Genomic DNA, 17,876 nt, shown 5'->3' with positions numbered 1-17,876 from the left:
GAGAGCGCTCTACAGCATCCATGGGTTCGAAGGGTGGGGCAATGGCCGACGAGGAGCCGGACCGGCTGGTCGACAAGCTGGGTCCGCGGCAGAAGGTACGGCTGCTCACGGGCGGGACCACCTGGCGCACCCGCGCCGAACCCGCCGTGGGCCTGGCCGAGGTGGTCACCTCGGACGGGCCCGCGGGGGTACGGGGAGAAGCCTGGGACGAGCGCGTCACCTCGGTCCTGCTGCCGTCCGCGTCGGCCCTCGCGGCGACCTGGGACGAGCAACTGGTCCGCGAACTCGGCGGGTTGCTCGCCACGGAGGCACATCGCAAGGGCGTGCACGTCGTGCTGGCCCCCAACCTGAATCTGCACCGCTCGCCCCTGGCCGGACGCCACTTCGAGTGCTTCTCGGAGGACCCCTGGCTCGTCGGCCGCATCGGCGCGGCACTCGTCCGCGGCCTGCAGGCCGAAGGGGTCGCCGCCACCGCCAAACACCTCGTCGCCAACGACTCCGAGACGGGCCGCCTGACCGTGGACGTACGGGTGGACGAGCGCACCCTGCGCGAGGTCTGCCTCGCCCCCTTCGAGGCGGCCGTCGACGCGGGCGTCTGGGCGGTCATGGCCGGATACAACCGCGTCAACGGGACCACCATGGCCGCCAGCCCGCTGCTCGCGAGCCCCCTGAAGGACGAGTGGGGCTTCGACGGCATGGTGATCTCCGACTGGGGCGCCCTGCGCACGGCGGTCGACACGGCGAACGCCGCCCTCGACCTCGCGATGCCCGGACCGGGCGGCCCCTGGGACGACCTGCTCGCCGACGCCGTGGAGGACGGGCGGGTGCCGCAGGCCGCGATCGACGACAAGGTGCGCCGACTGCTCCTGCTGGCCCAGCGGGTCGGCGCCTTGGACACGACGCCCGCTCCGGCACGCCGCATACCGCCGCCCGCCTCCCGTACCCGGCAGTTGCTGCGCCGCGCCGTCACGGCCGGAACGGTGCTGCTGACCAATGACGGCGTACTCCCGCTGCGCGAGGCCGAGTCGAGCACCGTCGCGGTCATCGGAGCGCACGCCGTCACGCCACGCGTCCAGGGCGGCGGCAGCGCCGGGGTCTTCCCCGAGCGGATCGTCCCGCCGCTCGACGGGATCCGGGATCGACTGCGCGGCCGGGCCCGCGTCGTCCACGCCACCGGCCCGGACCTGGGGGCCCCGCCCGCCCCGCTGTCCCCGCGGAACTGCGTCGATCCGCGATCCGGCGCGCCGGGCCTGCTGCTGCGCATCCTGGACGCCGAGGGGAACGAGCTCACCAGCGAACACCGGCACTCCGGCCGGCTCCTCGAGCCCACCCTCACCGACGGCGCCCGCACGGTGGAGATCAGTGCCCTGCTGACCCCGGAGACCGGCGGCCGATGGGCCTTCGCCCTCGGTGGGTTCGGCCGGCTGTCCCTGACCGTGGACGGCCACACACTGATCGACGACGAGTTCCCGCGCCGCACCGACGACCCGGCCGTCGTCCACGTGAACCCGCCCGGCCCCACGGCACACCACACCCTCACCGCCAGAACCCCCGTACTGGTCGTGGCACGCCGCGAACTCGCCCCCGACACCGGACGCGCCACCGTCCTGACCGCGGCGGCGCCCGCCCGACCGGCCGACGCGGCGATCGCCGACGCCGTCGCCGCTGCCCGCGACGCCGACGCGGCGATCGTCGTCGTGGGGACCACGGACGGCAGCGAGTCGGAGGGCCACGACCGCACCACCCTCGCCCTGCCCGGACGCCAGGACGACCTGGTGCGCGCGGTGGCCGCGGTCAACCCCCGCACCGTCGTGGTCGTCAACTCCGGAGGGCCGGTCGAACTCCCGTGGCGGGACCGCGTCGCCGCGGTCCTGCTCGCCTGGCTGCCGGGCCAGGAGGCCGGGGGAGCCCTCGCCGACATCCTGTTCGGTGACACCGAGCCCGGCGGCCGGCTCCCCACCACCTGGGCCGACCGGCTCGACGACGCCCCCGTCACCGAGACACGGCCCGTCGACGGCGTGCTCGCCTACGAGGAAGGGCTGCACGTCGGACACCGGGCCTGGCTGCGCACCGGACGCACCCCCGCCTACTGGTTCGGGCACGGTCTCGGCTACACGACGTGGGACTACGAGAACATCACCGTGTCCCAAGCCGCTCAGGAGGAGGGCCAGTTCACGGTGACGGCACGGGTGCGGAACACGGGTGACCGGAACGGGCGCGAGGTCGTCCAGGTGTATCTGTCCCGGCCCGATTCGCGGGTGGAGCGACCCGCGCGCTGGCTCGCCGGGTACGCGGCCGTGCAGGCGGCGCCCGGTGGCACGACCCGCGCCGACATCACCGTGTCGGCCCGCGCGCTGCGGTACTGGTCCGCGGAGGAGCACAGCTGGGTCGTCGAGCCCGGCCGCTTCACCGTGCACGTGGGACGCTCGGCCGGTGACCTCCCGCTCACCGGGCACCTAGAGGTGGGCGCCGACGGCAGTTGACAAGAGAGCGCTCTATGCGCGATGCGGCGGCACGATTAAGCTGCGTGCATGCAACGACAGTCCTTGACGCTGGAGGACGTCGCCCGTGAGGCGGGGGTCTCGCGGGCGACCGTGTCCCGGGTGATCAACGAGGTCCCCAGCGTGGACCCCGCCATTCGCGAGACGGTGCGCGAGGCGATCCGGCGCACCGGCTACACCCCCAACAGGGCCGCGCGCTCCCTGGTCACCCGGCGTGCGGAGACCATCGCCCTCGTGGTGTCCGGCGCGGGCGAGGAGGACGAGAGCGCGCAGAACGCCTTCGCGGCGCGGGTGTTCGCCGACCCCTTCTTCGGCCGCATCGTCAGCGGCGTCGTCGCCTTCCTGCGGACCCGATCGATGCATCCGGTCCTGATGTTCGCCGAGTCGGAGTCGGCACGGAACGAGGTGATGGGCTACCTGCGCGAGGGCCGGGCCGACGGCGCGCTCGTCGTCTCCACGCACGCCGAGGACCCGCTGCCGCCGCTGCTCGCGCGGGAACAGCTGCCCGCCGTGTGTTTCGCCCGGCCCGCTCTGCCCGCTCCCGTCAGCTACGTGGACCTGGCACACGGCGAAGGCGGCCGGATGGCCGCGCAGCACCTCCTGGACCGGGGCCGGCGCCGCGTGGCGACGGTGACGGGCCCGCTGGACCTGCCGGCCGGCCAGCAGCGGCTCGCCGGTTTCCGGGAAGCGATGGAGCGGGCGGGCCTGCCCTACGTCCCCATCGCGGAAGGCGGCTTCACCCTCGACAGCGGCGCGGCCGCGATGGCCAGGCTGCTGGACGACCACCCTCACCTGGACGGCGTGTTCGCGGCCAACGACCTGATGGCGCAAGGCGTGTGCCAGGTGCTGCGGGAGCGGGGCCGACGCATCCCGGAGGACGTGGCGGTGGTCGGCTTCGACGACTCCAGCGTCGCGATCACCTGCACCCCGCCGCTGACGACCGTCCGCCAGCCCGTGGAGGAGATGGCCAGGGCCATGGCCCGCATCCTGCAGGAGCACATCGAGGGCGCGCGCACGGAACCGACGTCGATGATCTTCGAACCCGAGCTGGTGGTCCGCGCGTCCACGTGACCGCTCATCCGCCCGCGGCCACCGGCAGCCGTACGCGCATGCGCAGGCCCCCGCTCGCGGGCGCCTCGGCGGTGACCGTCCCGTGGTGCGCGCGGACCACGCTGCGGACGATGGCGAGACCCAGGCCGTGGCCCCGGTCGCTGGAGACGCGGGGCCGCGCGCGATAGAACGGCTCGAAGAGCCGGTCCACCGTCTCCGGGTCCACCACCGGACCGGTGTTGGTGACGGTGAGCACCACGCCGTCGGCCTCGGTGTCCGAAGAGGTGTCGGCGTCGACGGTCACCTCGACCGATCCGGCCGCCGTGTTGTGGGTGCGCGCGTTGTCGAGCAGGTTGACCACCAACTGCCGTAGGAGCGTGGCGTTTCCCGCGACGTGGCAGTCCGTCTCCGGGCCGGGCAGCCGCAGCCGCACGTCCAGGTCGCCGCCGCGGCCCGTGAGGTCGTCCACCGCCTCGGCGACGACGTCGGCCACGTCGACCGGCTCCGCGTCGAACTCGGCCTGTTCGGTGGCGGCCAGTTGCAGCAGTTCGTTGACGACGGTGATGTTGCGTTCATTGGTCTCCACCAGCATCGGCAGCAGCTCGGCGAACTCCTCGCGGCTCGGGTCGGCCGCCGCGACCTGCAGGACGGCCCGCGTCGTGGCGAGCGGGGTGAGCAGCTCGTGCGAGGCGTTGGCCGCGAACCGGCGGTGCGCCTCGAAGGACTCCTCGAGCCGCTCCAGCGTCGTGTCGAAGGTGTCCGCCAGCTGCTTGAGCTCGTCGGCGGGCCCTGCCGCGTCGATCCGGTACGACAGATCGCCCTGACCGGCGCGCGCCGCGGCCCGGTTGATCGCCGACAGCGGGGTGAGCAGCCGGCGGGACAGCAGCCATCCGGCGCCGAGTCCGACCGCGGTCACCAGCAGCACCCCGGCCACGGACACCGCGAGGACCGTGTGCCACACGTCCTCCTTGTCCTGGACGAGGCCGTTCGTGTCGACCTTCTCGCCCTCGACGGGCCGAGCCTGCCGGAAGTCCGGCAGCTTCGTCGGGGCGGGCGAGGACGCCGCCGGCGAAGGAACGGAGACGGTGGTCGTGAAGTCGTACGTCGGCAGATAGCGGATGCCCACGTAGATGATCGCGACCATGAGCGCCCCGCACCCGGCGAGCGCGGCTCCGAAACCCAGGAAGAGCCGGGTGTGGATGCTCAGGGTGCGCGAGCGCGGCGGGGTACGGCGGCCCGGCCGGATCATCCGGTCGTCCCCAGGTAGTAGCCGGCGCCGATGGACGTGTGCACGAGCCGTGGTTCTCCGAGCTTCCTGCGCAGGGTGTGGACCACCAGGCGTACCGCGTTGGTGAACGGATCGGTGTGCGCGTCCCAGGCCTTGTCCAGCAGGTACTCGGCGCTCACGACACCGCCCTCGGCGCGCATGAGCAGCTCCAGCACGGCGCGTTCCTTCGGGGTGAGACGGATCTCGACGCCGTCCCGCGCGACCCGGCGGCGGTGCGTGTCGAAGGTGAGCCCGGCGAAGGCGAGCACCGGGGGATGCGCCACGGGGCTGCGCCGGTACAGGGCCCGCAGGCGGGCCACGAGTTCGGGGAAGTCGAAGGGCTTGGCGAGGTAGTCGTCGGCGCCCAGGCCGAGCCCCTCCACCTTGTCGCCGAGCCGCCCGGCGGCCGTCAGCATCAGGATCCGGCAGTCCAGGCCCATGGCGACGATCCGCCGGCACACGTCGTCGCCGTGCAGCCCCGGCAGATCACGGTCCAGGACCACCGCGTCGTAGTCGTACACGGTGAGCTTCTCCAGCGCGCGGTCCCCGTCGTGGACGACGTCGGTGGCGATGGCCTCGCGGCGCAGCCCGATCTCCAGGACGCGCGCCATGTACTGCTCGTCCTCCACCACCAGCACGCGCACGCCGGGCCGTCCCTTCCGCACATTCCCTGTACGTTCTCTGAGCTTTTCCTGTGGGCGGTGAAAGGGAATTCCTGTTCCGCACGCACCGCCGCCACTTCTATCAGAGCGCGTATGTGACGCGTGTATGAGCGGAAGGCGGCATCCGCGGAAAGCAAACGCGGCTCAAAGCGGCCGCTGTCTAGCGTCGATGACCATGAACTTTCTGAAGCGGGCCTGGTGGCGCCTCACGGGCCATTGGGGCAAGACCCTGAGTCTGACCGGACTCTTCCTCGTCATCTGCACGCTCGTCCTGTCCGGATATCTGATCCAGGCCGCCGCGGCGCGCGCCGCCGAGGGAGCCAAGCGCGAGGTCGGTGCCGTGGCCACGATGCAGCTCGACGTCGACGCGCTCATGCGGTCCGGCGGCGCGGACGCCCCGGGCAACGGGCAGGGCGGTGTCATCGGCGAGAAGGGTGATCTGCGGCGCAGCGTCGTCGACAAGATCTGCGCGTCCGCGGTCGTCGACCGCTGCAACTACACGACGGACGCCGGAGCGTTCCCCACGAAGTCCACGAAGCTGTACCAGCCGGTCCCGGCGCCCGCCGGGGAGGGCAGCCCGATGACCGACCTCTTCAAGGCCGACGGAATTCGAGACCTGGACGCCGTCGCCGAATTCCGCAACGGCGACGCGAAGTTGGTGTCCGGGCACGGCATCACCCCCGACAGCGAAAAGGACGAGATCGTCGTCGAGGAACGGCTCGCCGAGGCGAACCACCTGAAAGTCGGCGACCGGCTCCAGCTGAAGGCCGGGGAACTCCCGGCCCCCGGCGAGAAACAGAACCAGACCGCGTACTCCTTCGAAGTCGTCGGCATCTACACGTCCGGCACCGCCGACGCCGGACAGTACGTGCCCCCGGTGACGGACCCGGCCAACCACCTGTACCTGAGCCCCGACGGCGCGAGCATCCTGATGAACAAGGGCGCGGGCAAGGACGGTGTCGTCCAGGAGGCCACCTTCACGCTCCACGACCCCGACGACCTGGGCGCGCTGCGGCACGACGCGCAGGCCGCGGGCGCCGACCCGGAGATCTTTCCGCTGACCGTCAACGACAAGCAGTACCGCCGGCTCGTCGGCCCCATCACCAAGACCGCCGACTTCGCCACGGTCACCGTGTGGCTGGTCGCCGTGGCGGGCACGGTCATCCTCGCCCTGATCGTCGCCGCGTCCCTGCGTGAGCGCCGCACCGAACTCGGCATCCTGCTGTCCCTGGGGGAGCGCGGTCCGCGGCTGCTGGGCCAGCACCTGGTGGAGATCGTCGCCTGCGCCCTCGTCGCCATCGGTCTCGCCGCCGCCTGCAGCCCGGTCCTGTCGGAGGCGATCGGGCAGCAACTGCTGTCGAGCCAGGTCTCCTCGGCCCGCGAGGACGCCGCGAACGAGACGCCCGAGCAGGACTACGCGAACACCGGCGGCGGCACGAAACGCGACGAACCCGAGGCGGAGCCGATCGAGGACATGGACATCCGCCTCGGTCCGGCCGACCTGTCCAAGGTCGCCGCCACCGGGCTCGGCATCGCCGCCCTGGCCACGCTCGTCCCGGGAGCCCGCGTCCTGCGGCTGACCCCGCGCGACATCCTGACGAAGGGGAACTGACATGTCCGACGACGCCCTCCTCGAACTCTCCGGCGTGACGCGCACGTTCACCGGCGGCGGCCGCCGCCGCGTCGTGCTCAAAGAGGTCTCCCACCGGTTCCGCGCGGGCCGCATGTACGCCGTGACGGGTCCGTCGGGATCCGGCAAGACCACCCTGCTCTCCCTGGCCAGCGGACTGGATTCACCGACCTCCGGGAGCGTGCGGTTCCGGGGCAGGGACATCGCGGAGATCGGTCTGGGCGCCTACCGCAACCGGCACGCGGCCACGGTGTTCCAGTCCCTGAACCTGCTGACGTACATGACCGCGATCCAGAACGTCACCGCGGCCATGGAGATCACCGGAGTCACGGTCCGCCACCGCAGGAAGCGCGCCGCCGAACTCCTCGCCCTGCTCGGCATCGAGGAGGCCGAGCAGCACCGCAGGACCCTCCAGCTCTCCGGCGGCCAACAGCAGCGGGTCGCGATCGCCCGGGCGCTCGCCTGCGACGTCGACATCCTGTTCGCCGACGAACCGACCGGCAGCCTCGACCACGACACCGCGGCCGGGATCATCACCCTGTTCCGGAAGCTGGCGCACGACGAGGGCAAGTGCGTGATCGTGGTGACGCACTCCAAGGACGTCGCCGACGCCGCGGACGAGACGCTGACGATCAGGCGCGGGAGGATCGGCGCCCGCGCGTGAGACGGGCCGGGCCGCCGCCGGGGGAGCGCCGGCCCAGCACCGCGACCAGGGACAGGAGCAGCAGGAGCAGCCCGGCGAACCAGGTCATCGCGGTGGTGGCGGAGAACGACAGCGTGGCCACACCGATACCGACCGCCGGGAGACTCAGCCCCAGGTAGGCGATGAGGAACAGGCTCGCCAGCGCCTCGCTGCGGCGGGCCGGCGCGGCCATCGCGACGACGGTGCCCACCGCCGCCTTGAACAGCAGCCCCGCCCCGACGCCCGCCACGACGCCACCGGTCAGGAAGGTCGCGAGGTCGACGGTGTGCATGCCGACGACGAGCGTCAGGAAACCGACGGCCTCGGCGAGCAGCCCCAGCGTCATCTTCGCGCGGGGCGGGAGCCGATGGGTCAGCGTCTGGGCGAGGGCCGCGCCGCCGAACACCGCGCACACCACGACGCCGGCCAGAGCCCGGGACGGATGGCCGAGCGTGTGCCCGACGAACCCGGCGGCGATCGACGTGAACAACCCGAACACCGCGAAGGAGGAGAAGGCCGCCGCCGCGGCGGCGACGTACCCGGCGCGGTCCCCGTGGTCGGCGCTCACGCGCTGCGGCCGGTACCGCGGGCGGACCGGCGGCGCCTGAACCGTCTCGGGGGCGAGCGCGAGCGCGGCCATGACCACGACGAGCAGCACCGCGAAGACGACGTAGGGCACCCGCAGCGGCGCACCCACGTACTGGGCGAGGAACCCGGCCACCAGCGGACCGACGCCCAAGCCGCCGATGTTGGCCGCGGTGGAGACGATCTCGAAGCGCTGCGCCGGGGCACCGGGCCGGTGCGCGGCATGCAGTTCGTGCAGGTGCGCCGTGGCCGTCGCGGTCAGCATGCCGACCCCGAGGCCCGTGACGAACCGCGCCACCAGCAGCATGGGCAGCGCCGAGGAGGTCAGGAACAGGACGGCCGCGACGAGCTCCAGGAAGAGCGCGGCCAGAAGTATCCTCCGGCGGCCCGCCCAGTCCGAGACGTGCCCGGCGAGGACGAGGCTGACCGTCACCCCCACGGCGTAGACCGCGAACACGACGGTGACCATGAACGTGGAGAAGCCGTCCCGGGCCTCGTACAGCGGATACAGCGGCGTCGGCACGGTCGAGAACGCCATGGCGATGAGGAACGCCACGGCGACCGTCCAGAACCCGATGCCGTGGCGGGCGGAACCGGCTGGCGCGGGAGGCGGTCCGCCGGGTGCGGAGAGCCGGGCGCGCTCGGGCGTCGACGTGGTCATGGCGCTGCTCCGATCGGAGGTCGGCGGGCTGGGGACGTCCCAGGGCACCTCCCACTGTGCGCCTCGACGGCGATCACGTCCAACGAATGATCAAGCTGGCAAGTATCTCTCCATGCGATAGTCGAGGCGTGGAGCTACGACATCTCGAGTACTTCGTCGCCGTCGCCGAGGAGCAGAACTTCACGCGCGCGGCGGCGCGGCTGCACATCGTGCAGTCCGCGGTGTCCGCCGCGGTGAAGGCCCTGGAGCGGGACCTGGACGCCCGGCTGCTCGACCGCAACTCCAAGCGGGTGCTGCTCACCGACGCGGGCCGCGCCCTGCTGCCCAAGGCCCGGATCGCGCTGGACGCCGCCCGGGACGCGGCCGACGCCGTCGCCGAGGTGCGCGGTGGGCTGCGCGGCACCCTGCGTCTGGGCACGCTGACCTCGATCCGGCTGATCGACCTGCCCGCCCTGCTCGGCGAGTTCCACCGCCGCCACCCCGGGGTGCAGCTGCAGATCGGCGTGGCGCCCACCGGCTCGCAGGGGCACATCGCGGGTCTCGCCGAGCGCCGCCTCGACCTGGCCTTCGTCTCGCTGCCGGGGCCGCGCCCGGCCGGCGTCAAGCTGCTGCCGCTGGCCGGTTCGACGCTGGACCTGGTCGTGCCGCCCGATCATCCGCTCGCCGGACGCGCCGACGTGGCGATCGGTGAGCTGGCCGGACTGCGCTTCATCGACTGCCCGGTCGGCTACGGCAACCGGGCCGTCGCCGACCGCGCCTTCGCGGCCCGCGCGGTGCCGCGGCACGTCACCATCGAAATCACCGACATCGCCACCAGCGCGGACTACGTGCGCGCGGGCCTCGGCGTCGCGCTGCTGCCGCGCTTCCTCACCGGCACCGCGCAGGGGCTCGCCGTGATCCCGGTGACCGGCGCGGACCTGCACTGGCCGCTGTCCCTCGCGGTCCCGGCCGACCGCCCGCCGAGCGCCGCGGCCCGCGCCCTGATCGACCTGCTGCGCGCGTCCGTGCCGTCGCCCGGCTGACCGGCTCAGCCCGCGTCGCGCGCGACCTTCCGCGCCCACAGCACCAACGGCACCTGCAGCGGCAGTCGGGCCAGAGCGGCGCGCCGCAGCGGGGCCGGGCGGTCGCGCCAGTCCACGGCCATCTGCACGTTGGCGGGCGCGACCGCGACGAAGAACGCGGCCGCGGCCGACGCCGCCCGCTCCCGCGTCGCCGGCAGGGCGACCCCCGCGGCCAGCGCCAGCTCCACGGCACCGCTGGCGTAGGTCCAGGCCCGCGCCGAGCCCGGCAGAATGCGCGGCACCATCGCGTCGAACGGCCTCGGCGCCAGGAAGTGGGTGACCCCGGCCCCGGCCAGGAGCCCGGCGAGGAGCTGGGGCGAGCGTACGCGGCGCAAGGGAGCCTCCCGAAGGCGGTGGGAATACGGATGCCCAGCGAGCTTACTGACTGGTAAGTAACGGTGTCGAGATCGCTGCCGCTCCGTCGAACCGCCCGCTCACCGCGCTCCGGTGCGAGGATCACTCCATGACGTACATGGTGCTGCCGGACGCGCACAGGACGTCCGGCACGGGCAGCGCCGCCTGATGCGCGCCTGGTTGCCGCAGGCCGCGGTGCCCCGGCTCGTCGCGGCCGTGGTCCTCGGCCCCCTGGCCGGCATCGCCGTGGGAGTCGCGACGGACAAGCCGCTGGGCTGGCTCGTGGGCATCGCCGCGACCGAACTCGTCTTCGTCGTGTCCGGGTGGGCGGTGCTCTGGCCGATGGACGCCGACGCCACCCGCCGCAACGCCGGCCGCGAGGACTTCCGCCCCGTCACCGAGGAACTCGTGGTCGTCGCCGCGGCCCTGTGCGGCCTCGTCGCCATCGTGCTGCTGCTCCTGCGCGGCAGGTCCGACACCGGCCACGTCGCCGCCGCGACCGCCCTGTGCGGCGTGTTCCTGGCCTGGGCCGCGCTGCACCTCATGTACGCGACCCGGTACGCCTACATCTACTACGCGTCCGGCGGCGGCATCGACTTCAACTCCCCGCAGCCACCGGCGTACCGGGACTTCTTCTACTTCAGCTACAACCTCGGCATGACGTACCAGGTGTCCGACACCGACGTCTCCAGTTCGACGATCCGCGCGATCGTGCTCCGGCACACCCTGCTGTCCTACGTCTTCGGCACCGGCATCCTCGCCACCGCCATCAACCTCGTCGCCGGCCTGGTGACCGGCTGACGCCGCGCTCAGACCCTGCGGTACCGGGCGAGCGCGAACGAGAACAGGCCGAACAGGAGCAGGCCGAACGCGATCAGGGCCAGCAGCCACGGCCCGGCCGGGGTGTCGGCGAAGGCGCGCAGGGTGCCGTCCATCCCCTTGGCCCGGTCCGGGTCGTACTGCGCCGCGGCGCTCAGCACGAAGACGCCCACGCCCGCGTAGATCAGCCCGCGCGCGACACCGCCGCTGATACCCAGCACATCGATCGCCCGGCGTACGTGCTGGGACATCTGGCCCTTCTTGAGGTGCTTGTGGAACTTGCGCAGCACCGCCCGCACCCCGACACCGATGCCGATGCCTATCACCACCACACCGGCGATGCCGACCAGCCAGCGGCCCAGCGGAAGATCGAGCGCCCGGGCCGTGAAGTCCTGCGACTTCGCGTCGCTGCCCTTGCTGCCGCGGGAGGAGAGGGCGAAGGACAGCACCGAGTACGCCATGAACCCGTAGAAGACGCAGCGCCCGGCCGACAGCAGCCGCTTGCCCGGCTTCTTGCCGTCGGGGCCCGAAGCGCCGAACAGCGCCTCGCTGAGCCGCCACAGCGCCATCCCCACCAGGCCCACCCCGACGGCCCACACCAGGATCTTCCCGAACGGCTGCTGGGCCAGCTCACGGATGGCGCCGCTGCTGTCGGCCTCCTTGCCCCCACCGCCGAACGCGACGCGCAGCGCCAGCAGCCCGATCAGCAGATAGAGCACCCCGCGTGCGGCCAGCCCCCAGCGCGCCCCGGTGTCGACGACGGAACTGTTCGCCGCCTTCCGGGCCGTGGCCCCGCCCTTGCCCCTGGTCAGACTCATGCGCTCTCCTCACGCCGTCGGTGCACCCGCGCTTCGGCGGTATGGACGACAGGTGCCCCCGGCGGTGCACGGCATGCGGCGACGCTGCGCATCCACGGGTTCAGCGCGCGGCGGGCGGGCCGGATCGTTCCGGCCAAGATCCTGGACCGGACCGATCCAGGAGAGGCTGTCCAGCAAGCTGGAGCCCGGCACGGTGAACAGGCTCCTCGCGCGCTCGGAAAAATGTGTCGCGCGAGGTGTCGAAAGGGAGCCGTTCCGTTCGTCGGTGGGGTGAAACAAACGGATGAACACCGGGAGGACCCATGAAGTACATGCTGCTGGTCTGCGGCGACGACACCGCGGACGCCTCGGGGATGGCGCCCGTCGCGCCCTGGGTCGAGGAGCTGAGCGGCGAGCGCGGCACGAGGCTGCACGGTCACCGGCTGAGCGCCCCGGCCGACGCCGTCACCGTGCGCGTACGGGATGGTGAAGTGCTGCGCACCGACGGGCCGTTCGCCGAGACCAAGGAGTACGTCGCGGGGTTCGACATCCTCGACTGCGCGACCATGGAGGAGGCCGTCGCGGCTGCCGCGAAGCACCCCGTCGCCACCATCGGGGCCCTGGAGGTGCGCGCGTTCTGGGACGACGAGGACGCCGAGGCCGAGATCCGGCGGCTCGACGCGGAGCTCACCGCGGCCGGCCGCGAGCGCGACTTCGACCGGGCCATGGCCTGCTACGCGCCGGACGTCGAGGTCTTCCACCCGGTGAGCGGCCTCGAGCAGAGCGGCGTGGAAGCCCTGCGCAAGGCGGAGGAGCTGTGGTTCTCGACGCTGGCCGGACCCGTCGAGCGCGAGGTGCTGGACTTCCGCGTCCGCGTCGACGAGAGCATCGCGTTCAGCCACGCCCTGGTACGGATCAGGGCGACGCTGGCCACCGGCGAACCGCTGGACACCGTCTCGCGGGTGACCACCGGATACCGGTCGGCGGGCGACCGCTGGCAGATCGTCCACCAGCACACGTCGGTGCCGCTCGTCGTTCCCGGCATGGAGGGCGAGGCGTGAGGTACGCCCTGTTCCTGTGCGCACCGCTCGACCACGAGGGGGTGACCGGGCGCGGCGCGGGGGAGGGCGGCTGCGTGCGGCTGCGCCCGCCCTGCGACGCCACCACCGTGCGGGTGCGGGGTGACGAAGTCCTGCTCGGCGACGGCCCGTTCGATCCGTCCGCGGAGTACGTCGCCGCGATCGACCTCGTCGAGGCCGCCGACCTCGACGACGCCCTCGCGCTCGCCGCCCGGCACCCCGGCGTACCGGCCGGTGGAGCGGTGGAGATTCGGCCGGTGCGGGAGTGACCGACGTCGAGGCGGCGGTCGAGGCCGCCTTCCACGAGGAATGGGGCCAGATCGTCGCCACCCTCATCAGGGTGACCGGCGGCGACTGGGACCTCGCCGAGGAGTGCGCGCAGCACGCCTTCGCCCAGGCCCTGGACCGGTGGCGGCGCGACGGAGTACCGCGCCGCCCCGGCGCCTGGCTGACCACGACCGCGCGCCACCGGGCCCTGGACGTGTTGCGCCGCACCACGGTGGAGGCCGGAAGACTTCGGGAGGCGGCCGTGCTGACACCGCGTGAGGAACCGTCCGACCCGGCGGCCGACGACGCCGACGACAGCGGGGTGCACGACGACCGGCTCCGGCTGATCTTCACCTGCTGCCATCCCGCGCTGTCCATGGAAGCCCGGGTGGCCCTGACCCTGCGCACGCTCGCCGGGCTCACCACACCGGAGATCGCCCGCGCCTTCCTCGTGCCCGAGGCGACCATGGCGCAGCGTCTCGTGCGGGCCAAGCGGAAGATCCGCAACGCGGGCATCCCGTACCGCGTGCCGCCCGCCCACCTGCTGCCCGAACGGACGACCGGCGTACTCGGCGTCGTGTACCTGCTGTTCAACGAGGGGTACGCCGCCACCTCGGGCGCCGACCTGGTGCGCGCGAACCTGTGCGCCGAGGCCGTCCGCCTGGCCCGCGTCCTGGCCCGCCTCATGCCCGACGAGCCCGAAGTGCTGGGCCTGCTCGCCCTGTTGCTGCTGCACGACGCCCGGCGCGGCAGCCGCGTCGACGTACACGGCGACCTGGTCACCCTGGAGGACCAGGACCGCACCGCCTGGGACCGGGCCGCGATCGACGAGGGCGCCGCACTGCTGGAGACCGCCCTGCGCCGCCGCCGTCCGGGGCCGTACCAGATCCAGGCCGCCATCGCCGCCTGTCACACCACGGCGGCCACGGCCGAGGCCACCGACTGGGCCGAGATCGCCGCACTGTACGGGGAGTTGGCCCGCCATGTGCCGACCGCCGTGGTGCGGCTGAACCGCGCGGTGGCCGTCGGCATGGCGGAGGGACCGCAGGCCGGGCTGGCCCTCGTCGCGGACCTGGAGGCATCGGGTGAGCTGGACGGTGTGCACCTGCTGCCGGCGACCCGGGCCGATCTGCTGCGCCGCATGGGACGGACGGCGGAGGCGGCCGAGTCCTACGCCCGCGCGCTGGACCTGGTCGGGAACGGCGCGGAGCGGCGGTTCCTGCAGAAGCGGCTCGCCACCGGACTTTGAACTCGTTGATGACAAAGTATGGACGTGCTCAGCAGAAGTCCCCTAGCGTGACGGCGCAACCGTAGGAGTACCGCCCACTTTCCGCGCACCCGCGGATCCGTACTGCTCGACCGGAGTGCGATCCGGCGGCCTCCGGTCCCGTCCTGGAGGACCGATGCATCCACGGCTGTTCCACCGCGCCCGAAGACGCCTCACCACCCTGCTCGTCGGGGGTTTCCTCGCCGGAGGCGTCTGGGCCGCGCCCCCGTCGGCCGCCGCTCCCGACGACATCCCGCCCCAGGAACCCGGTGTCACCCTGCGCGTCTTCGACACCCAGGTCCCGCTCAGCAAGCTGTGTACGCTCAAGCCCGGGCAGACGCCCAACCACGACAAGTTGATGGGGACCGTGGACTGGTCCACGGTCGACGACTTCGGCGGCTTCGCCGACAACTTCACGGCCCAGGCCTCCGGTTACCTGGTCGTCCCGAGCGACGGGACGTACGCCTTCCGTCTCACCAGTGACGACGGCTCGCGGCTCACCGTCGACGACCGCGAGGTCATCGACCACGACGGGCTGCACGGCGCCGAACCGAAGGACGGGTCCGTCGAACTCACCGCAGGATCCCACCCGTTTCGCGTCGACTACTTCGAGCGGACCGGCGGGCAGCAGCTCACGCTCGCGTGGAAGCCGCCGGGCGCGGACGACTTCACCGTCGTGCCGCGCGAGGCCCTGAGCACCGACGCGGGCGTCGTCCGGGTGACCGCGCCGGGCCGCAAGGAGTGCGAGGCGGGCGCGGACAGCCCGGGCGACGGCCTGCCGCTGGCCGGCGTACGCCCCGATCTCGACCTCACCGACCTGCGCCCGGACGGCTTCGAACCGCAGGTCACCGGCCTGGACTGGCTGCCCGACGGGCGTCTGGCACTCAGCACCTGGGGCGGTTCCGAGAACACGGCCGGCGAGGTGTACCTCCTCGACCACGTCACCGGTGACACCAGCCGCGACAAGGTGACCGTCAAGAAGGTCGCGAGCGGGCTGCGCGAGCCCATGGGCATCAAGTACGTCGACGGCTCGCTGTACGTCTCGCAGAAGCACGAGCTGACCCAACTCGTCGACAAGGACAAGGACTTCGTCACCGACGAGTACCGCACGGTCGCGACCTGGCCGTACGGCGGCAACTTCCACGAGTTCGCCTTCGGGCTGCTCTACCGTGACGGCTACTTCTACGTGAACCTCTCCGTCGCCATCAACTACGGCGGCGCGACCACCACCCCGCAGCCCGCGCCCGGCCGCGGCACCACGTACAAGATCAGCAAGAAGACGGGGAAGACCCAGCCCGTGGCGGGCGGTCTGCGCACCCCGAACGGGATCGGCTGGGGCCCCGGCGGCGACATCTTCACCGCCGACAACCAGGGCGGCTGGCTGCCCGCGTCCAAGCTCGTGCAGATCAAACAGGACCGCTTCTTCAACCACTACACCGAGCCGTCGGGCCCCTTCGACGACAAGCCCGTGACCCAGCCGGTGCTGTGGCTGCCGCAGAACGAGATAGCCAACTCGCCCAGTACACCGCTGTACTTGACCAAGGGGCGGTTCGCCGGGCAGATGCTCTTCGGTGACGTCACCTACGGCGGGCTCCAGCGCGGCTACCTGGAGAAGGTGAAGGGCCAGTACCAGGGCGCCGTGTTCCGGTACACCCAGGGACTCGAAGCCGGCGTCAACCGGATCACCATGGGACCCGACGGCGCGATCTACGCGGGCGGCCTCGGCGCCGACGGCAACTGGGGCCAGGAAGGGAAGCTGAAGTTCGGCCTGCAGAAGCTCACGCCGAACGGCGGCAACACCTTCGACGTCCAGGAGATGCGCGCCGTCCCCGGCGGCTTCGACCTGGAGTACACCCAGCCCCTGTCGGAGGCCACCGTCGAGAAGCTGGCCGAGCGCTACCAGGCCGAGCAGTGGCGCTACACCCCGACGGCCGACTACGGCGGACCGAAGATCGCCGAGGAGAAGCTCGCCGTGCGCTCGGCGACGCTCGCCTACGACGGCCGCACGGTCCGGCTGCGGCTCGACGGACTCAAGCCCGGCCGCGTCGTGCACGTCCGTTCGCCGCGCCCCTTCGCGTCCGCGTCCGGCGAGACGCTGTGGAGCACGGAGGCCTGGTACACGCTGAACGAACTGCCCGGCAAGCAGCCGCCGCCCGCCACGCTGTACGAGGCCGAGGAGGCGAGCCTCACGGGCACGGCCGGCGTCAACACCGATCACACCGGCTACTCGGGCAGCGGCTTCGTCGACCGCTACAACACCGAGGGCAGGGCCGCCACGACCTTCGACGTGACGGTCCCCAAGGCCGGCGACTACGACGTGAACCTGCGCTACTCCAACGGCCCCAACCCCTACCAGGGCACCAAGTCCCTCTCCCTGTACGCGAACGGGAAGAAGCTCAGGCAGACGCCCCTCGCCTCGACCGGCACCTGGGACGCCTGGTCGACCCGGACCGAACGCGTCACGCTGCGCGCGGGGCACAACACCGTCGCGTACCGCTTCGACACCGGCGACGCGGGCCACGTCAACCTCGACCTGATCACCGTGCGCCCGCACGGCTCCCAGGTCACCCTCTTCGACGGCACCGCCGACTCCCAGGCGCAGTGGCAGCATCCGGACGGCCGACGCGTCGAATGGCCGCTGGCCGACGAACGATCGATGGAGGTGTGCTGCGGCGACATCCGGACCAAGGACGCCTACCAGGACTTCACCCTGCACGCGGAGTTCCGCGTCCCCCTCCTGCCGGACGACGTGACCGGCCAGAACCGCGGCAACAGCGGCATCTATCTCCAGGACCGCTACGAACTCCAGATCCTGGACTCGTACGGTGACCAGACCCTCGACACGAACGAGGCCGGGGCGATCTATCTGAAGAAGGCGCCGGACGTCAACGCCGCGACGGCGCCGGAGACATGGCAGACGTACGACATCACGTTCCGTGCCGCCCGCTTCGACGACAGCGGCAACAAGACCGCCGACGCGCGGGTGACCGTGGTGTGGAACGGCAAGAAGGTCCACGACGACGTCGCGATCGACGGACCGACCGGCGCGGGCGCGCCGGAGGGACCGTCGGCCGGGGCGATCCGCCTCCAGGACCACGGGAACAAGGTGCGGTTCCGCAATGTCCGGGTGACGCCGCTGGGTTGAGGGCGCCCGGCCTGAGGCACACCTGAACGACGGAGGTGCGCACACGAGG

The 17,876-nt window shown here is 72.2% G+C and carries 15 protein-coding genes; 10 read left to right on the top strand and 5 right to left on the bottom strand.

Annotation, left to right across the window (positions count from 1 at the left end; genetic code table 11):
• Positions 1 to 41 precede the first annotated feature (41 nt).
• The gene (locus ACQUQD_RS03430) at positions 42 to 2,483 is read left to right on the top strand and encodes a glycoside hydrolase family 3 C-terminal domain-containing protein (protein ID WP_428950412.1); all 2,442 of its coding nucleotides are present in this window, start codon (positions 42 to 44) and stop codon (positions 2,481 to 2,483) included.
• Between the two features lie 48 nt (positions 2,484 to 2,531).
• Positions 2,532 to 3,572, top strand: coding sequence for a LacI family DNA-binding transcriptional regulator (locus ACQUQD_RS03425; protein WP_428950411.1), 1,041 nt, complete (start codon positions 2,532 to 2,534; stop codon positions 3,570 to 3,572).
• Between the two features lie 4 nt (positions 3,573 to 3,576).
• On the opposite strand, the gene ACQUQD_RS03420 is transcribed toward ACQUQD_RS03425, so the two are convergent.
• Together ACQUQD_RS03420 and ACQUQD_RS03415 are read right to left on the bottom strand one after the other, a co-directional pair.
• Complete coding sequence (locus ACQUQD_RS03420; protein ID WP_428950410.1) at positions 3,577 to 4,800, bottom strand: sensor histidine kinase; 1,224 nt, start codon at positions 4,798 to 4,800, stop codon at positions 3,577 to 3,579.
• Positions 4,797 to 5,462, bottom strand: coding sequence for a response regulator transcription factor (locus tag ACQUQD_RS03415; RefSeq protein WP_428950409.1), 666 nt, complete (start codon positions 5,460 to 5,462; stop codon positions 4,797 to 4,799). The genes ACQUQD_RS03420 and ACQUQD_RS03415 overlap by 4 nt, the downstream gene beginning before the upstream one ends.
• 193 nt (positions 5,463 to 5,655) lie before the next feature.
• On the opposite strand from ACQUQD_RS03415, the gene ACQUQD_RS03410 reads away from it, so the two are divergent.
• Positions 5,656 to 7,092 carry an ABC transporter permease gene (locus ACQUQD_RS03410; RefSeq protein ID WP_428950408.1) on the top strand — a complete coding sequence of 479 codons (1,437 nt, stop codon included), beginning with the start codon at positions 5,656 to 5,658 and terminating at the stop codon, positions 7,090 to 7,092.
• Between the two features lies 1 nt (position 7,093).
• Positions 7,094 to 7,774, top strand: a complete 681-nt coding sequence (locus tag ACQUQD_RS03405; RefSeq protein ID WP_428950407.1) for an ABC transporter ATP-binding protein — start codon at positions 7,094 to 7,096, stop codon at positions 7,772 to 7,774.
• Here ACQUQD_RS03405 and ACQUQD_RS03400 read toward each other — a convergent pair.
• On the bottom strand, positions 7,743 to 9,038 hold the full coding sequence (locus ACQUQD_RS03400; protein WP_428950406.1) for an MFS transporter: 1,296 nt from the start codon (positions 9,036 to 9,038) through the stop codon (positions 7,743 to 7,745). The two genes, ACQUQD_RS03405 and ACQUQD_RS03400, sit on opposite strands and share 32 nt — an antisense overlap.
• Positions 9,039 to 9,166: 128 nt before the next feature.
• On the opposite strand from ACQUQD_RS03400, the gene ACQUQD_RS03395 reads away from it, so the two are divergent.
• Positions 9,167 to 10,060: a LysR family transcriptional regulator gene (locus ACQUQD_RS03395; RefSeq protein WP_428950405.1), complete on the top strand. Its 894-nt coding sequence runs from the start codon at positions 9,167 to 9,169 to the stop codon at positions 10,058 to 10,060.
• 5 nt (positions 10,061 to 10,065) lie between these two features.
• On the opposite strand, the gene ACQUQD_RS03390 is transcribed toward ACQUQD_RS03395, so the two are convergent.
• Entirely contained in the window at positions 10,066 to 10,434 is a 369-nt protein-coding gene (locus ACQUQD_RS03390; protein WP_428950404.1) for a DoxX family protein, read from the bottom strand.
• Between the two features lie 187 nt (positions 10,435 to 10,621).
• Here ACQUQD_RS03390 and ACQUQD_RS03385 point away from each other — a divergent pair, with 187 nt between their 5' ends.
• The gene (locus ACQUQD_RS03385) at positions 10,622 to 11,254 is read left to right on the top strand and encodes a DUF1345 domain-containing protein (RefSeq protein WP_428950403.1); all 633 of its coding nucleotides are present in this window, start codon (positions 10,622 to 10,624) and stop codon (positions 11,252 to 11,254) included.
• 8 nt (positions 11,255 to 11,262) lie between these two features.
• Here ACQUQD_RS03385 and ACQUQD_RS03380 read toward each other — a convergent pair whose 3' ends face one another.
• The gene (locus tag ACQUQD_RS03380; RefSeq protein WP_428950402.1) at positions 11,263 to 12,090 is read right to left on the bottom strand and encodes a DUF1206 domain-containing protein; all 828 of its coding nucleotides are present in this window, start codon (positions 12,088 to 12,090) and stop codon (positions 11,263 to 11,265) included.
• 302 nt (positions 12,091 to 12,392) lie between these two features.
• Between ACQUQD_RS03380 and ACQUQD_RS03375 the strand changes: the two genes are divergently transcribed.
• The 4 genes from ACQUQD_RS03375 to ACQUQD_RS03360 all read left to right on the top strand — a co-directional run bounded on the left by ACQUQD_RS03375 (position 12,393) and on the right by ACQUQD_RS03360 (position 17,827).
• Positions 12,393 to 13,130 carry a nuclear transport factor 2 family protein gene (locus tag ACQUQD_RS03375; protein WP_428950401.1) on the top strand — a complete coding sequence of 246 codons (738 nt, stop codon included), beginning with the start codon at positions 12,393 to 12,395 and terminating at the stop codon, positions 13,128 to 13,130.
• Complete coding sequence (locus ACQUQD_RS03370) at positions 13,127 to 13,417, top strand: YciI family protein (RefSeq protein ID WP_428950400.1); 291 nt, start codon at positions 13,127 to 13,129, stop codon at positions 13,415 to 13,417. The genes ACQUQD_RS03375 and ACQUQD_RS03370 overlap by 4 nt, the downstream gene beginning before the upstream one ends.
• Positions 13,414 to 14,664: an RNA polymerase sigma factor gene (locus ACQUQD_RS03365; protein WP_428950399.1), complete on the top strand. Its 1,251-nt coding sequence runs from the start codon at positions 13,414 to 13,416 to the stop codon at positions 14,662 to 14,664. Before ACQUQD_RS03370 ends, ACQUQD_RS03365 begins: the two co-directional genes overlap by 4 nt.
• A 154-nt stretch (positions 14,665 to 14,818) precedes the next feature.
• Positions 14,819 to 17,827: a family 16 glycoside hydrolase gene (locus ACQUQD_RS03360; RefSeq protein ID WP_428950398.1), complete on the top strand. Its 3,009-nt coding sequence runs from the start codon at positions 14,819 to 14,821 to the stop codon at positions 17,825 to 17,827.
• Positions 17,828 to 17,876: the final 49 nt, after the last annotated feature.

The organism is Streptomyces sp. cg35, assembly GCF_050410835.1.
GTDB lineage: Bacteria > Actinomycetota > Actinomycetes > Streptomycetales > Streptomycetaceae > Streptomyces.
This window is presented reverse-complemented; position numbering and strand designations above follow the sequence as displayed.

Excerpts from the sequence above, each read along its gene's own strand:
- ACQUQD_RS03400 (WP_428950406.1), bottom strand. The coding sequence starts at position 9,038 with ATGACCACGTCGACGCCCGAGCGCGCCCGGCTCTCCGCACCCGGCGGA.
- ACQUQD_RS03430 (WP_428950412.1), top strand. The coding sequence starts at position 42 with ATGGCCGACGAGGAGCCGGACCGGCTGGTCGACAAGCTGGGTCCGCGG.
- ACQUQD_RS03375 (WP_428950401.1), top strand. The coding sequence starts at position 12,393 with ATGAAGTACATGCTGCTGGTCTGCGGCGACGACACCGCGGACGCCTCG.
- ACQUQD_RS03405 (WP_428950407.1), top strand. The coding sequence starts at position 7,094 with ATGTCCGACGACGCCCTCCTCGAACTCTCCGGCGTGACGCGCACGTTC.
- ACQUQD_RS03410 (WP_428950408.1), top strand. The coding sequence starts at position 5,656 with ATGAACTTTCTGAAGCGGGCCTGGTGGCGCCTCACGGGCCATTGGGGC.
- ACQUQD_RS03380 (WP_428950402.1), bottom strand. The coding sequence starts at position 12,090 with ATGAGTCTGACCAGGGGCAAGGGCGGGGCCACGGCCCGGAAGGCGGCG.
- ACQUQD_RS03420 (WP_428950410.1), bottom strand. The coding sequence starts at position 4,800 with ATGATCCGGCCGGGCCGCCGTACCCCGCCGCGCTCGCGCACCCTGAGC.
- ACQUQD_RS03360 (WP_428950398.1), top strand. The coding sequence starts at position 14,819 with ATGCATCCACGGCTGTTCCACCGCGCCCGAAGACGCCTCACCACCCTG.
- ACQUQD_RS03425 (WP_428950411.1), top strand. The coding sequence starts at position 2,532 with ATGCAACGACAGTCCTTGACGCTGGAGGACGTCGCCCGTGAGGCGGGG.
- ACQUQD_RS03385 (WP_428950403.1), top strand. The coding sequence starts at position 10,622 with ATGCGCGCCTGGTTGCCGCAGGCCGCGGTGCCCCGGCTCGTCGCGGCC.